This window comes from Belliella pelovolcani (assembly GCF_900156785.1).
In the GTDB taxonomy this organism is placed as follows: Bacteria; Bacteroidota; Bacteroidia; order Cytophagales; family Cyclobacteriaceae; genus Belliella; species Belliella pelovolcani.
The window spans coordinates 47891-62859 of sequence record NZ_FTOP01000007.1 but is presented as its reverse complement, the minus strand read 5'-3'; the positions used below and the strand labels follow the sequence as shown (position 1 = coordinate 62859).

Here is a 14969-nt window from a genome sequence, read left to right as displayed (position 1 = left end):
TTTATTTTTACCCTGCTATTTATAATGGCAGGGTTTTTTATTGTTAAATATTTAATTATGAATATATAAACAATAAATAAATATGGTCGAATATTTCAAAATAACAGAAGAAAAAAGTATACCTGTTAGAATAAATAGAAGGGTATTAACACTTATAGAAAAAAAAGCAGGGAAAGGACTTTCAACATTAAATGATATGTCAACTCAACAATTAACTGATATGGTTTTTCTAGGTCATTTAGAGGCTGTTAGATTTTTAAATGAAAAATCTGAATATACTAATCAAGAAGATTTTGAAAATTATATTGATGATAATATTAACCTTGCAACTTTTATTGATGAATCAACAAGAATTATTTCAGTTTTTTTTCAGGGGGTGATGAAGACATAAAATCTTCATCATCCTCAACAACAACAGAAGAAGATAATATTTTTTTTGATGAATTGGCATTCGCTTTTGAAATCGGTTTATCAATTAAAGATTATTATGATTTAACCCCTAAAGAATTTAGGTCACTTGCAAAGGGTTATGATAACAGGATTAAAAAAATGTATGAAGTTGCACGCTTTCAATCAGTTGTAGCAATTACACCTAATCTTGATAAAAAAGAAAGGAAAAAATCAATCAGTCAAATATTACCCCTTAATTGGGAATTTGAAAAAAATAGTGAAAGAAAAATTACTAAGATAAGTAATGAAGAATTTCAAGATTTGATTCAAAAATTTAAATTTTTTAACTGATTTTTTTAATGTCAACAACAGGTAAATTAAATGTTCTAATTGGTGCTAATGCTGAAAATTTTTATTCTGCAATTGGCGGTGTTCAAAAAAGGCTTCAAGGAGTAAGCAAAGATTTAGATAGAATAAGTAAAGATATCTCAATGAAGGTATCTGCACCATTAGCACTACTTGGAGGTGTTGCACTGAATACATTTTCAACTTTTGAAGACAGTATGTTAAAGGTAAAATCTTTAACAGGCGCAACCGATGAACAATTTAAAGAATTAAATAAAACAGCTAAAACACTTGGAGCAACCACAAGATTTTCAGGATCTGAAGTAGGGGATGCAATGGGGTATATGGCTTTAGCTGGATGGGATACAACTAAGATCATTCAAGGCTTGGATGGTGTTTTGAATCTTGCTGCAGGTAGTGGTGAAGATCTGGCTAAAGTATCTGATATACTCACAGATGGTTTATCTGCTTTTGGCAAAGAAGCAAGTTATAGTGCAAGGATGGCAGATATTCTTGCAATGGCTTCTGCAAAATCAAATACAAGTATTGGATTGATGGGTGAAGCATTTAAGTATGTTGCACCATTGGCAGGGGCTTTAAAATTTGCCGTTGAAGATACTAATCTTGCATTGGGTCTTATGGCTAATGCAGGTATTAAAGGTTCACAAGCAGGTACATCATTAAAAAATACAATTAATAGATTAGTTGCTCCTACTAAAGAATCTCAAACAGCACTTGAAAACCTTGGATATACTGCAATCAATACTGATGGAAGTGTAAAGCCATTGGCGCAAATACTTGAAGAATTAAGGGGGAAATTTTCAGGTTTAACAACTTCACAAAAAGCACAAAATGCAGGTTTACTTGCTGGTAAAGATGCAATGTCTGGATTACTTGCAATCATTAATGCAAGTGATGATGATTTTTATAATCTTCAAAATAACCTTATTAATAGTGAAGGACAAGCCAAAATAATGGCAGAAACTTTAGAATCTGGATTAGGTGGCGCATTCAGAAGAATGAAATCTAATATAGAATCAGTATTAATTATGATTGGTGAAAACTTAGCACCATTAGTAATTAATATAAGTGATGTAGTAGGTAAAGTTACACAAGTTATCAATGATTTAAGTCCAAGTTTTCAAAGGGTGGTTACTGTTATAGGTGTTATATTGGCGGTTGTACCACCTCTTATTGTTGCATTTGGTTCTATCATCAAGATAGTAACCTCTTCTATTGTGGCAATAAAGACTTTATTACCATTATTAGCTGGTATTTCTGCACCCGTATTAGCAATTGCTGCAGGTGTTGGTGCTGCTGTATATTTAATCATTAAGTATTGGGATGAGATAAAAGAATACTTTACTAATGGTGATGGATCTACATTAACTAATTCAATTACTGAATTATGGAATGGCTCAATGCAGAAGATAACAGAAGCTGTTAAAGAAGTAGTTAAATTTACAAAAGAACTTTGGTCAAAGTATGGTCAAGATGTAAAGGATATCTTTAGTGGATTATTTGGTGTTGTATATACACAAATAACCAATCTATTAAATATTATAGGTTTATTGATAAGAGGTATAACAACTACCTTTAGATTTTTTTTAAAATTATTTACTGGTGATTTTAAAGGTGCATTTAATGTTGTCAAAGATTTTGCACTTGATATTTTCAAAACAATTGTAAGTACAATAGCAGAATCATTTAAATCAATATTAAATATTGCAGGGACATTAGCAGAAAAATTAGGATTTGAAAAAATCAATAAAGGTATAGAAGGTACAATAAGTTGGTTAGATAAATTAAAATATTCTGCAACAACAACTGCTGAAGGTGTAAGTGAATTAGGTGATGAAGTTGCAGAATTAAATGAAACACTAAATCAAAATAATAATACTGATTTCGGTACTGGTGTAGGTAATGGAATAAGAAAAAACATAATCGAACCAATAAGGGAAGTCAAAAGGGAGTTTGATTTAACAGCTTCTTTAGTAGGTAATAAGGTTAATGAAATGGGTAAAAAATTACTTGAATCTTCATTAACCATCCAAGGAAGTTTTGAAAATGTGAACTGGACATATGAACAATATATGAGTTACTTTCACGAATTTGAGAATGGTACATATGTTGCACTTCAAGGCATTTTATCAATTGGTGATGGTATCCAACAAATGTTTTTAGACTTGTTTAGAACTGGACAATTGAGTTTTAAAGGGTTAATAAGACAGATTGGAATGTTCATTGCCAAGTTGTTAAGTGCCATTGCCGCAGCCGCCATCTTGAATGTCCTTACAGGTGGTTTATTTGCGGGTAAAGGGGCAGTTAAATCAGCCTTTAGTTTTACCAATCTCTTATCACAGTTTTCAGGTGGTATGTTTAATTTTCCTTTGGCTGGTAGTAGAGCAGGCGGGGGTGATGTAGATATGGGTAAAGCTTATCTTGTTGGTGAGCGGGGAAGGGAATTATTTATACCTAACACTGGTGGTACTGTAGTATCTTCTGATTCACTAAGTAAATTAAATAATAGAGGATCTTCTTCAGCAGGTGGTGGTGAAGTAACTTTTAAGATAAAAAGGGATACATTGGTTGGAATCCTTAAACAAGATGAAAGGTTTAAAGAGAGATTTTAAAGGGGTTTATTCAACCCCTTTTTTATTGTTACCCTTTTACTTATAAGTAAAAAATCTATGTCTTATAATGTAAAATACAGGTTAGAATACACTGGTTTAGGTGGGTATCAATCAAGAATTGATATATTAAAAAGAAACTACATTGGTGATATTATTGAAATAATAGGTTCATCAAATCCTTTTGAATTGGTTTATGAATCCAGTGATGATTTCCAGTTTTCAATCATTAAAAATAGTTATTGTAATCTGAATGTATTTGAATCAGAAGATTTGAAAAATGACTTTCTTGAAATTGAAGATGAAGATGATTTTATCTTAAGGTATTTTAGAAATGATATCCTCAATTGGTCTGGTTATGTGATGGCAGAACAATACATTGAAAGTGATGATATCAACCAACCTATTTCAATTAAATTTTATGATGCAATTTCAAGATTAAGGTTCTTCAATTTCAATGATTTGAATTTGGATGAAAAGAAAGTTTATTCCCTTTATGAATTGTTTGAAGCGGTTAATTCTTTATTGTATTCAAATTTGAATCCAAATACCAAGTTGTTATTCAATAACTATTTGTTGACCACCAAAGATTTGAGCTCAAATTTCATTGATGTCATATTTTTAAAAAGGTCTTCATTTTTTGATAAAAGTGGAAACCCATTTAATCTTTATGAGGTTCTAGAAAATCTATCCAAATCATTCAATTTTACATATAGTCTTTATAAAGAAAGGTTGATGATTACCAACTTTGAATATTCAAAAGCACCAAGATTTTTTGACTATTCATTAAATGAAGAATTGGGTATCAACAAAAACCTTAATATAGATAATTATGAGAATTTAAAATTCATCAACATTTCAAAAGAAACCACCTTTTTGGATGCACTTAAAAAACTTGAAGTATCACATAATGTTGAAGATAGTTTAAGTTTCATTGATGTATCCAATTTTACTGATATCAAGAATGAAGGTGGATTTGGTGGTAATCCTTTCCTTGATGATAATGGGGATATTGTTTTTGTCAGCAATAGTATTGAAGATTCTAATTTCATTAATAGGGATTACAGGAAAGTAAGTATTCAGAATGAATTGCCAATAAAATTTAAAAGGACTGAAAACAATATTCCATATACACTATCCTTCAAAGTAAACTTTGAATTCCAATACAATATTACTGATGAAGATATCAATAATCTTTCTCTTGCAGATTCAAACACGGCAAGGAATAGAAGACAGGAATTAAGAAACAATACAACTTTTCATTGTGGTCTTTTTGCCTCAGTTAATGGTACACATTCTTATGATGGTGGGATACCATTTATGAATTTGTGGCCAAATGGGTTTGATACTGCTACATCTTATGTATGGACTGTTGACAATGAAGATATTTCATTGTATGATGTCAGTTATATTCCATATGGTGAAACAACACCAATAAGAACAAATATGGTAAACATTGAATCAATGGATAATGGGGATGGAACACAAACCCTATTTCTTTGTATTGATTCAGCACCAACCTTTTTCTTGGCGAGTGAATTTGATGCAATTGATCCACCATTTACAGTAATGATTGATGGTATTTGTGAAATCCCTGGAGTTGGAAGAAGGAATGAAGTTTTTTATATAAATCAAGGAACTGATATAAATCAATATGAAAGGGGATTTGATGTTTCAATGGAATTGAGGGGATTACCAAATGAAAATGAATTGTTCATTGAATTTTATCAACCCAATGTTTTTGTTGGTTCTCTATCAAGTGGAAACAATCATTTTTATACATCCATTATAATGGTTATTTCAGATTTAAAATTGGTCAGAAATGACAGAATTGATTTATCTGAGATTAAGATTCAAGGGATAACAGACAGGAATATTTTTAACTATAATTTGAACAGGAATAGAGATTATTTTTATCAAGATATTGAGGAAACAGATTATAAATATACCTTGGTTGATTCTGATGGATTTGCATTGCCTGAAAAATCATTTATCCGAAAATCAAAAAACAATCTAACAATCAATAATGAAGAATTAAATGTTCCTGAATTGAATCTCAAACAGAACTTAGAGCAGTATAAATTTCAGCAGAAGAAAATAACAGGTGAATTATTTGTTAAAAATCAGTTTGATTTTGATATCCTTAATTCATTGAAGATTGACAATAAGGATTTTTCAATTCAAAAATTCATCTTGAATGATTATGATTCAGTATATGATGTTGAATTGGTGGAAATCAAAGATGTCAAAATTGATGAAGGGTTTGATATCATCAACATTAATATTACTGATGCCAATACATCCAATTACATCTTAATTGATAGTGAAGATTTATTTGAACCATTTCAGCCTACTAATAGAGAGTTTGCATATTATGAATTAAATAGGAACACAAGTGATTCATTTGAAAATTTTGCCAATGGTGAAAACATTGGTGAATTTACTTTTAATACAGAACTTGAAGGGGTAAGATTAGCATCCTTCAATGGGGTAAACCAATATTTCCAGACTGATGAAGAATTAACATCAAGGGGATTAATTGGTACAAATGGGAATAATTCAAATAGTATTGGTGTTTGGTTGGGGTTTGAAGAAATTCCCACAACAGATAAATTTATTTGGATCGCATCAAATTCAAATCAATCAACCTTTACAGGGTTAAAATTCAATGCTTCAAATCAAAAATTGGAATACATAAGATTCAATCAAGGCTCAACCAATTTTAACATCAATAATGTAATTGATGAATTTACATTGGTTTACAATGGTGCTGTTGCACAAGAGGGAGACCAATTTATTTATGATGGGAATACTTATGATATTGTGGGTGTTGAACCAAATGTAATTTACTTTTTGCCAGCATTGGTTGGTTATACAGGGGATGCCACACCATTCATTGAAACACAATTTCAATTGATTCAAAACCCTGTAAATTCTGTTGTTGAATCCCAATTGACCATTGAAGAAGGGGTGTTATATACTTCATTTTGCAGGTATAACAACCAAACAGGAATACAGGAATTATTTATCAATAATGAATTACAAGGAAGTATTACCAATATTAATTCATTATCAATTTCCCAAAGTGATTTAACAAGGGTTAGATTGGGAAATTCTGAAATTGAAGGATTCACCAAAATGAATGCTGGTAGGTTCAGGATTGCGGGGATTTTTCTTGATGATGATGAAATTGGAAGATTGGGAACAAAGGCAATTTTTAATGTCAATCTCAGGAACTTGGAGACAGGGGAAATTTTACAGATTCCACAAGATTGGTTTGTTATCGTAAACAATAATCAGATTGGGTTTAATATTCCACCTGAATTCCAACTTGGAACATTTTTATTATGGATAAGTGCAGGAGGCATTGAAAGTCCAAAATTGGTATTCAACATTAGACCGATACAATTTAGAACATCACCAATGGAAGTTAGATTTGATAATGAAGATAGTTTAAACCAACATTTTGAAGCCCTAAATAAAGGATGGGGTGGTGCAAATGGTGGTGTGGTTGCATCAAATTGTTACATAGGTGATGATGGTAATGGCACTACTGCATTAGTCTTGGAATCACACGGTGATTTATATACTGGAAGTGTTCAGGGGGTTGATAATTTTGGGAGACCCAAATTCAAACAGGATGGAACACCTTGGACATTAAGAAAAGGCGGTTGTGTTATCAGTAAAGAATACCTTGGATTTGGTTCATATGAAGCTGAGGCAAGGGTAATCCCTCAATTGGGGGTGTGTTCAGCATTTTGGAATTTCCATTATCAAGAGATTTATCCTACAGACCCAAGATGGGAAGACTATCAAAAAGATGTTATTGATACATCAATGATGCAACCTAATTTGAGGTCTCAATTTTTATTTGAAAATAATGTAAATAGTATTTCTGGTATCGATACACCAACTTGGACTATCACTGACCCATCAAACACTTCTTATACAACTGGTGTAAAAGGTGGTAGTGCTATAAGATATAATGGTAATACTGGTTGGGCATTTAATATTACAGGTGTTCAAACTTTAGGTAGTTTTTCAAATTCCTATACAGTTAGTTTGTGGGTAAAGATAAATGTAAGGGCTTCAGTAAACCAAAGACATACAATTATAAGTAATGGTACTGCAAATAATGGTGCTTGGGGCGTCCAAGTCTTTTATGGTGTAAATCCAGAATTTCAATTAGTAGGTAAAGCGAGTGGTGGTACAGTCGTAGGCACAAACAATCCAAATCAAAAACCTTATGAAACTTGGCAACATTTAGTAATGGTAAACAATCCAACAAATAACACTATGTTACTTTACATTGATGGAGTATTGACGCAAACAGTCAATGCACCAAGTGGTACATATAATGATGTAGGATGGTGGAGAATAATACAAACTGCTGCATTATCTGGTGGTGGTGCTGGAGCTTCTGTAAGAGATATTGAAGTTGCTGATGTTAGATTAATTAATAGAGCAGTAGACCAACTTGAAGCAAGGGTGATGTATGGTAGACCAAATTTTGTTGGAAATCCTGACTTTGAAGGTCTTGGTTTAAGACCAATTGGAAATGATGAGGATGGTTATTATGCGGTTAGAAACAACGAGATAGATATTGAAGTTCCTTCACAATTGGAAGGTGGTATTATTGATGAACCTTCAATACTTAATGCAAAGTTTAATACTTGGCGTGGTGAATATCAAAATTGGGATGTAGATAAAAACCATCCTGACTATTGGGAGGAATACAGAGATAACTATAGACCAATGGGTATAGATGTAACTGATGGTTTATATCACAAATTTAGATATGATTGGTATCACGACAGGGTAGAGTTTTACATTGATGATGTGTTGATTATTACCAATTACAATTATCAATTTGGGTTGGACTCTTACAACATTCCTGATGTGATAGGTAAGTACACAATGGGAAATTGGTTTCCAAGTGGTGCTAGAAGATGGGCGGGTAAAAACGCCAATTTCGATATAGAAAAGATGTATGTGAAATCATTTAAGTATGTACCGTTTAATGATGAAATCAACAATCATCAAGTGATTGTTGGTGAAACATATCCAAGGGATGGGATTGTTGATTTAAGTGGTGATTCTAGTGTTGTTAGAAATTGATAACTCATTATTTTATCCAATTCATTATTTTTGAAAAAAAAAAATAAAATATATGACTTGGTTAAAAGATTTGAATGAATTCTTTAAAGAAAGATTATCAAACCCATTCTTTTTTACATTTGTTTTTTTCTGGATTATTTGGAATTGGCAAGGTGTTGCATATTTTATTTATTCTAATGATGATATTTTATTTAGATTAGGTTGTATAAATGATACTTTTGTAGATATAAATAGAAACATTATCTACCCTGGAGTTTTGGCAATATCAACGATAATATTATCTAATGGATTCTTTTTATTAGTTGAATTTTTACCTGATAAACTAATTTTGTTAAGGAAAAAAAGATTATATAATAGATTGAAATTACAATTTGATGAAAAACAAAAAGTTGCTGAAGCAGAATTTAATTATAATCTTAAAAAAAATAATGCAAAAACAGTTGAGGAATTAAATAATGAAATTACTCATTTAAAGAAAACTATTGAATTAAATGAAAAAGAATTTGAAACAATAAGGAATGATAATAATACTCTTAGACTAGAATTAAATAAGATTACAGATTCAGAAAATGAATTAAAAAAAGAATTTAAAAGTGTTCAAACTCAATTAATGAATGAAAGAATTATTATTAATAATATTAAGGATTTATTAAAAGAGTGGATAGATTTGTATAATATTGATGATGATCAACAACAATCAAAAACATTTTTTCTTGAAGATTATATAAATTCAGATTTATTGAAAGTTTTATTTAAGAATAATCAATTTAAGGGTGAAAGAACAAAAAATTTAAAAGAATTTTTAAGCAGATTTGATAATAATTTTGTAAATGATGAACAGAATTATATACTAATATCAATAATTAATAAATATTTAGAATTAATGGAAAAATAAGGGGTGTTTAATTACCCCTTATTTTTTTAAATAGTATATCTTTTTTTTCTTCTGTAGTAATATATTGAAGTTTACCTTCAATCATTTCTTCAATGTATTGATCTAATGTATTTAGATTGCGTTCTAAGGCTGTTTTTTTTTGATGGCAGTCATAGCATAAGGATTGAAGATTATCTTCATCAAGCTCATAATCTTGTGTAATTCTTCTACTTACAATGTGATCAACTATACTTGCAGATTCAATTAGATTATACAATAAATGAAGTTCACACAGCGGATTTTCATCTATATATTTTTTTCGTAATTTCAACCAATCTTTTTTACGATAAAAATCAGTATCAAAACCCCATCCTTTATTATTGTATTTTTTCTTTTCTTGTTGCATAAATTAAAATCCAAGTGGATATACAGAATAAAAATAAGTAGTAAGTAATATCAAATATTATATTAAAATAATTTTTTCCAAATAAATGATAAGTTGTTATAATTGAGCCAATTATAAGAAGCAGGTGGATAAAAATAATTATACCTGCAATAACTCTATATATTCTATTATTATTATACATTATAAATATAGTTTTGCATTTGATTATAATTTTCATTCATTATATTTTCATAATGAGCAAATACATTTACACCATTATATACATATCCTTTAACTAAATCTTTTTTATAATATAACATAGAAGTATAGTTTTCAATTTTGAAATCACCCATATTTTTTTCATCAAAATGTAAATATTTTACCCATTTATCTTTATTTCTTTTTGTTTCTTGATTATTAGGTAGTTCTATTTGATTATAATAATTATAATTTTCAACATCATAACTTGCAAAAAGTAATTCACCTCTTTTAATCCTTTTATTGATATTGTAAATAAATAATTCATCAGTATCTTCAATATAATTCATATATCTAACTTGATATCTTTTATCAATTAGTTCTTTCATCTTTATTAATTTACCTCTTTCAAGCAGCATACCATTATATTTTTTTTCCCTGCACTTTATTTCAATCGCAAATTTTTCTTTATGTTGAAAATAAAGATCAATCGGATCATAATTACCACTATTTATTGTGTAATTATTAATTTTGAATAATGAACAAAATGAATTTGCAATTGCAGCTTCATTTATCTCCATTTGAGTTATTGTTTTTGATTCCATAGTTTTTTTATTTATTTATAATATATAATTTAATTATAAATACTTGGAGAAAATAAAAAATCACACTTTTGATAAAAAAAAATGAAAATATTTTTTAATATAAAATAAATATATACTAGTATTGTATATATTTATAATTAATAAATAATCAAAATCAATAAATTATGAAAAAGCTATTAAAAGAAATTATTGAAACAATCAATGAAGGTGTTTATTTTGTTGATGATAAAGGCAATAAAATAGAGCCTGTAGAAGCAGCAAAGAAAGGTATAATGATCAAACCTATTGATTCAAGATTAAACGCAATAGAAGCCCTTAAAGAAGTTGGTATTGATATCAATGATAAGGAGCTTATTAAAGATTTATTTAAGGTGATTGGTTTATTGTCAAACGAAAAATCTATAAAGCTTGAAAAATCATCAAAAAGAAAAACATATAAACCAAGTGAAATTAAAGAGCATATTGATAAATATGAATCATCTGGTATGAGTAAAGCACAATATGCAAGGGAAAATGATTTAAATTACCAAACTTTTAATAGGTGGTTTAATTAAAACTCAGTACACATATAACAATTAAAGGGTATCAAGATTTGATACTCTTTTTTTTTGTCAAATGGAAACTCAAAATATACTTTCCAGTTCCGTACACATATAACAGTTAAACACATAACTCAATACACATATAACAAATAATACTAACTCAATACACATATAACAGTTAGTAAAAAGTTAGTGCCTAATAATAAAACTCAATACACATATAACAGTTATTATAAACTCAATACACATAAGGTATATATATCATATTATTATTTTTTCTACTGTATATTATTATTTAATTATAGTATTTAATAAATATAAATAATTGTAAAATAAATATAATAATATTTGTGTTATATTTATCTATATATTACATTTGTAATATTATTATACTGATATAGTAAAAATTAACAATTAATTAACATTGAAAGTTAGATTTTACTTTTTTCAATAGTATTTATAATAAAGTAATTGATAAATGATTAATTACTTTTAATTGATAATTTACATTTAGTGGTTTGGATGTTTAATTATAGTAGTAGGTATTTAGCTAGTACCTACTACTTTTCTAATCTACTGAAAAATTATCAAATAAATTAAAATTATTCCAAACCTAAAAAACAATGTCAAATGTCAAATTTTATTCCCCTGCATCACCTGAAGAATTAACTCAAAGATTACTTGAAATAGGTGTAAGCCAAAAACACATTAATAACCATCTTCCTAAATATTTTTGGTTAATCAATAAAATCTATATTCACCCAACTATCAATAAGCACGAAGTTGAATGTAGATTAAGCAAAGAACTTTTAAGCAATATTATTGGTGTTAATTATTATTCTAAAATCATCAATAACCTTATTAATCTTGGTATTATAATTAAATCTAGTAATTATAGTAATTACGATGATAATAAAAGAAGTAATGGTTATAGTCTAATTGATAAATCAAATATAAAACAATATACTTTTACAGATTCTTCAAGATTTATAAAAAAATTGACTCAAAGTAAAATAACTAGAGTTAATAAAGATACTTTGACTTTATCTAGGTTATATAGAGCTATGAGCAATCTTCAGTATAATCATATTAATCAAGATGATTTAAATCAAAATGATAAACTTTTTCTCAATCAACTAATTGATAATCCTTTTCAAAAAGTAGGACAAAAAGGTAAAAGGGTATATAATAATTTCTGTAATTTACCCAAAGAACTTAGAGAAAAATTAAAACTTAAAGATGAAAATCTTGCTTTTGTTGATATTGTAAATTCACAAATGATTTTTTTGGCTGAGGTAATCAAAAAGTATATAATCAATAATAATATTCAAATTGATAAATATACTTCCAGATTTTTTAAACTAATTGAAGATGGTAAGTTATATGATGCTTTTGCACATTGGTTACAATGTGATAGAAAAGTTGCAAAAAATAAAGTATTTATCATCATATTCGATAATAATAAAAATAATAAAATTAATCAATTATTTGAAAGTAAATTTCCTGTTGTATACAGTGTAATCAAAAAACTAAAAGAGAATGATTATAAAGCATTAGCACATTCAATGCAGCAGGAAGAAGCAGATGTTATTTTTTCTGCATTAGATTCAATTGAATATACTACTGATGTGCTTACTATTCACGATTCATTATATACCAATCAAAGTAATTTACCTATAATCAAAGAAGCATTAATAAAAGCATTCAATCAAAGAGGTATAACAGCAACAATTAATGTAAATGATGAATATACAATAAATACTAATCAATCTAATCCAATAGAAGCTATTTTAAGCCCTTCTGAGCCGTCCATTATTAAAGTGGATGCAGAACCTGTTAAAGAAGAAATAATTGAACAGGACAGAGAAAATGATGGTACAGAAGAAAATAAAATATATAATTATATAGAGAAGATAAAACAAGATAGGTTAATTGAGAATAGAAATTACACTACTAAAGAAGAAATAAAAGAATTATCGAATATAATTAACTTCTGGAATATAAAAGATTATTCTTTTATTGTGAATTGCTTTGAATCTATAGATGATATATATATTGATTTTTTTAATTGTAAAATAATGTCAAGGTGCTATCTTGGTCATAAAGGTAAAGTTATTAACCTGAAGATGTTAATAGATAAAGATGAAGCTACTATAACTGTTAATAGACTTATTAAACTAAATATTGAAAAATACAAAAAAATGTATAATATAACAGTACCTGAAGAATATAAAAGTGAATATATAAATAAGTTAATTGATTTAATATTCATTTAATTAAGTTACTTTACTTATATAAATAAATATTTAGTTTTGTTTGCTTGGTATATATAATATGTTGTATTTTTGTATCCGTATGATATATAATGCATTATATACTTAACTATTATATAATGCATTATATTTAATTCAAAATAAAGAGAAATGATAAACGGTAAAAAAAAGGGTAATAGATATGAAGTTCAAATTGCAAATGAACTTACTGATATAACAGGGAAAAAACATTATACAAATCGGTTTATAAATAAGCTTGCAGATAATAATAAAGTAGATATATCATCAACTCTTAATGATGGTACTCCAGTCAATATACAATGTAAATCAACAACCAATAATGTTAATTATAGTAAATTGATTAAAGAGATTGATTTATTAAATAATGAAGGTATAAATATAATCTTCAGTAAAGTCACTAATAAAGGTGAATATTGTATATTGAAAAAGCAGGATTTATATAGTTTATTGTATAATGATATAATAGATAAAACCTATCAAGATAATACTGTTATAGAAAAATAATATTAAAAATTTTGGTGTTATAGTAAATTTAAAAAAAAAGTAAAGTATTTATATTAAACAAAAACAGATTATTAAAGAAAGAAATAAATTATAAATAATAAAAAAAAGTATGGAACAGAAATTTATTAATATTGAACAACCAAAAAAAATTAAATTATTAAGTGATAAAAACTTAGATTATTTAATTAATTCAAAAGATAATCAATTAACTGATAATGAAATGAAATTAGTTATTGATATTATTGGTGAAGATACATATAAAGTATTGATGCAAAAGCAATCAATTTTTTTTAAAACTATTCATATAAATAGTCAAAATGAATATTTTGTTTATCATTTAGGTGAAGATTGTAAATTTGTCTCTTATATTCAAGATATTAAATATAATAATATACTTGGTTTAATAAGTGAAAATATTTTAGAATCTGGTTTTTAAACTATTGATTGAAACAAGTCAAAATAATATATAGAAGATTATTATTAACAATTTAAACAAAAACAGAATATGAAAAACTATAAAATATTCTATCTCTTATTACTAATTTTATTTTCCTTTCAATCTTGTATTGAAGATAATAGAATAACTGAAAACTGTAATGAAGCATATATAACATATGTTGATTTATATGAAAATAATGATATGTTTATTCCTATTAATAAAGTAGATTTAATTAATAATTTCTTAATTGAGGTTGAAAAGAATAATTTTCAAAAAACAAAAAAAGATTTAGAATATTATTATTTATCATTGATAATTGATTATCAAATTAATAATGGTTTAATCCCTGATAATTTAAGTACATCACAGTATCATAGTATTTATAAAGAATTTAAATTTAGTGGTAGTCAAAACCCATTTAATTATTTTTCAAAATTGATACCTTATTATCATATTATTCAAGATTGTATTGAAACTAATAAGCATTATGATGATCCTAGTGATCCATTTAATAAACATCAAGTATATTTAAATGCTAAGGCTAAAATCTAATTCCATAATTTTTTTGTTTTAACCCTGTTATTTATGATAGCAGGGTTTTTTTATTTATTGTTGTTATTACAGGTTTAAATATTACAGGTTTTA

At 27.3% G+C, this 14969-nt stretch carries 12 protein-coding genes; 10 read left to right on the top strand and 2 right to left on the bottom strand.

Features of this window, described 5'->3' with window-relative positions; genetic code table 11:
* Nucleotides 1-82 precede the first annotated feature (82 nt).
* The 5 genes from BW935_RS09365 (at nt 83) to BW935_RS09345 (ending at nt 9378) form a co-directional block, all read left to right on the top strand.
* Nucleotides 83-391, top strand: a complete 309-nt coding sequence (locus BW935_RS09365) for a hypothetical protein (protein WP_076500912.1) — start codon at nt 83-85, stop codon at nt 389-391.
* A 53-nt stretch (nt 392-444) separates the two neighbouring features.
* The gene (locus BW935_RS09360) at nt 445-741 is read left to right on the top strand and encodes a hypothetical protein (protein ID WP_076500911.1); all 297 of its coding nucleotides are present in this window, start codon (nt 445-447) and stop codon (nt 739-741) included.
* Nucleotides 742-749: 8 nt separating this feature from the next.
* A complete protein-coding gene (locus BW935_RS09355) occupies nt 750-3368 on the top strand; it encodes a phage tail tape measure protein (RefSeq protein WP_076500910.1) in 2619 nt (872 codons plus the stop codon).
* A gap of 1443 nt (nt 3369-4811) precedes the next feature.
* Nucleotides 4812-8483, top strand: coding sequence for a LamG domain-containing protein (locus BW935_RS09350; RefSeq protein ID WP_217695361.1), 3672 nt, complete (start codon nt 4812-4814; stop codon nt 8481-8483).
* Nucleotides 8484-8535: 52 nt separating this feature from the next.
* Entirely contained in the window at nt 8536-9378 is an 843-nt protein-coding gene (locus BW935_RS09345; protein ID WP_076500908.1) for a hypothetical protein, read from the top strand.
* A 7-nt stretch (nt 9379-9385) separates the two neighbouring features.
* Here BW935_RS09345 and BW935_RS09340 read toward each other — a convergent pair whose 3' ends face one another.
* Together BW935_RS09340 and BW935_RS09335 are read right to left on the bottom strand one after the other, a co-directional pair.
* On the bottom strand, nt 9386-9763 hold the full coding sequence (locus tag BW935_RS09340) for an HNH endonuclease (protein WP_076500907.1): 378 nt from the start codon (nt 9761-9763) through the stop codon (nt 9386-9388).
* Nucleotides 9764-9936: 173 nt separating this feature from the next.
* Nucleotides 9937-10545, bottom strand: a complete 609-nt coding sequence (locus BW935_RS09335) for a hypothetical protein (protein WP_076500905.1) — start codon at nt 10543-10545, stop codon at nt 9937-9939.
* A gap of 164 nt (nt 10546-10709) precedes the next feature.
* On the opposite strand from BW935_RS09335, the gene tnpA reads away from it, so the two are divergent.
* The 5 genes from tnpA to BW935_RS09310 all read left to right on the top strand — a co-directional run bounded on the left by tnpA (nt 10710) and on the right by BW935_RS09310 (nt 14876).
* The gene (tnpA, locus tag BW935_RS09330) at nt 10710-11099 is read left to right on the top strand and encodes an IS66 family insertion sequence element accessory protein TnpA (protein WP_076500903.1); all 390 of its coding nucleotides are present in this window, start codon (nt 10710-10712) and stop codon (nt 11097-11099) included.
* A gap of 611 nt (nt 11100-11710) precedes the next feature.
* Nucleotides 11711-13363 (top strand): hypothetical protein, encoded by a 1653-nt coding sequence (locus BW935_RS09325; RefSeq protein WP_076500901.1) that lies wholly within the window; start codon nt 11711-11713, stop codon nt 13361-13363.
* A 147-nt stretch (nt 13364-13510) separates the two neighbouring features.
* Nucleotides 13511-13885 (top strand): putative PDDEXK endonuclease, encoded by a 375-nt coding sequence (locus tag BW935_RS09320; protein ID WP_076500899.1) that lies wholly within the window; start codon nt 13511-13513, stop codon nt 13883-13885.
* 109 nt (nt 13886-13994) lie between these two features.
* Nucleotides 13995-14321 carry a hypothetical protein gene (locus BW935_RS09315; RefSeq protein ID WP_076500897.1) on the top strand — a complete coding sequence of 109 codons (327 nt, stop codon included), beginning with the start codon at nt 13995-13997 and terminating at the stop codon, nt 14319-14321.
* 69 nt (nt 14322-14390) lie between these two features.
* Nucleotides 14391-14876, top strand: coding sequence for a hypothetical protein (locus BW935_RS09310; RefSeq protein WP_076500895.1), 486 nt, complete (start codon nt 14391-14393; stop codon nt 14874-14876).
* Nucleotides 14877-14969: the final 93 nt, after the last annotated feature.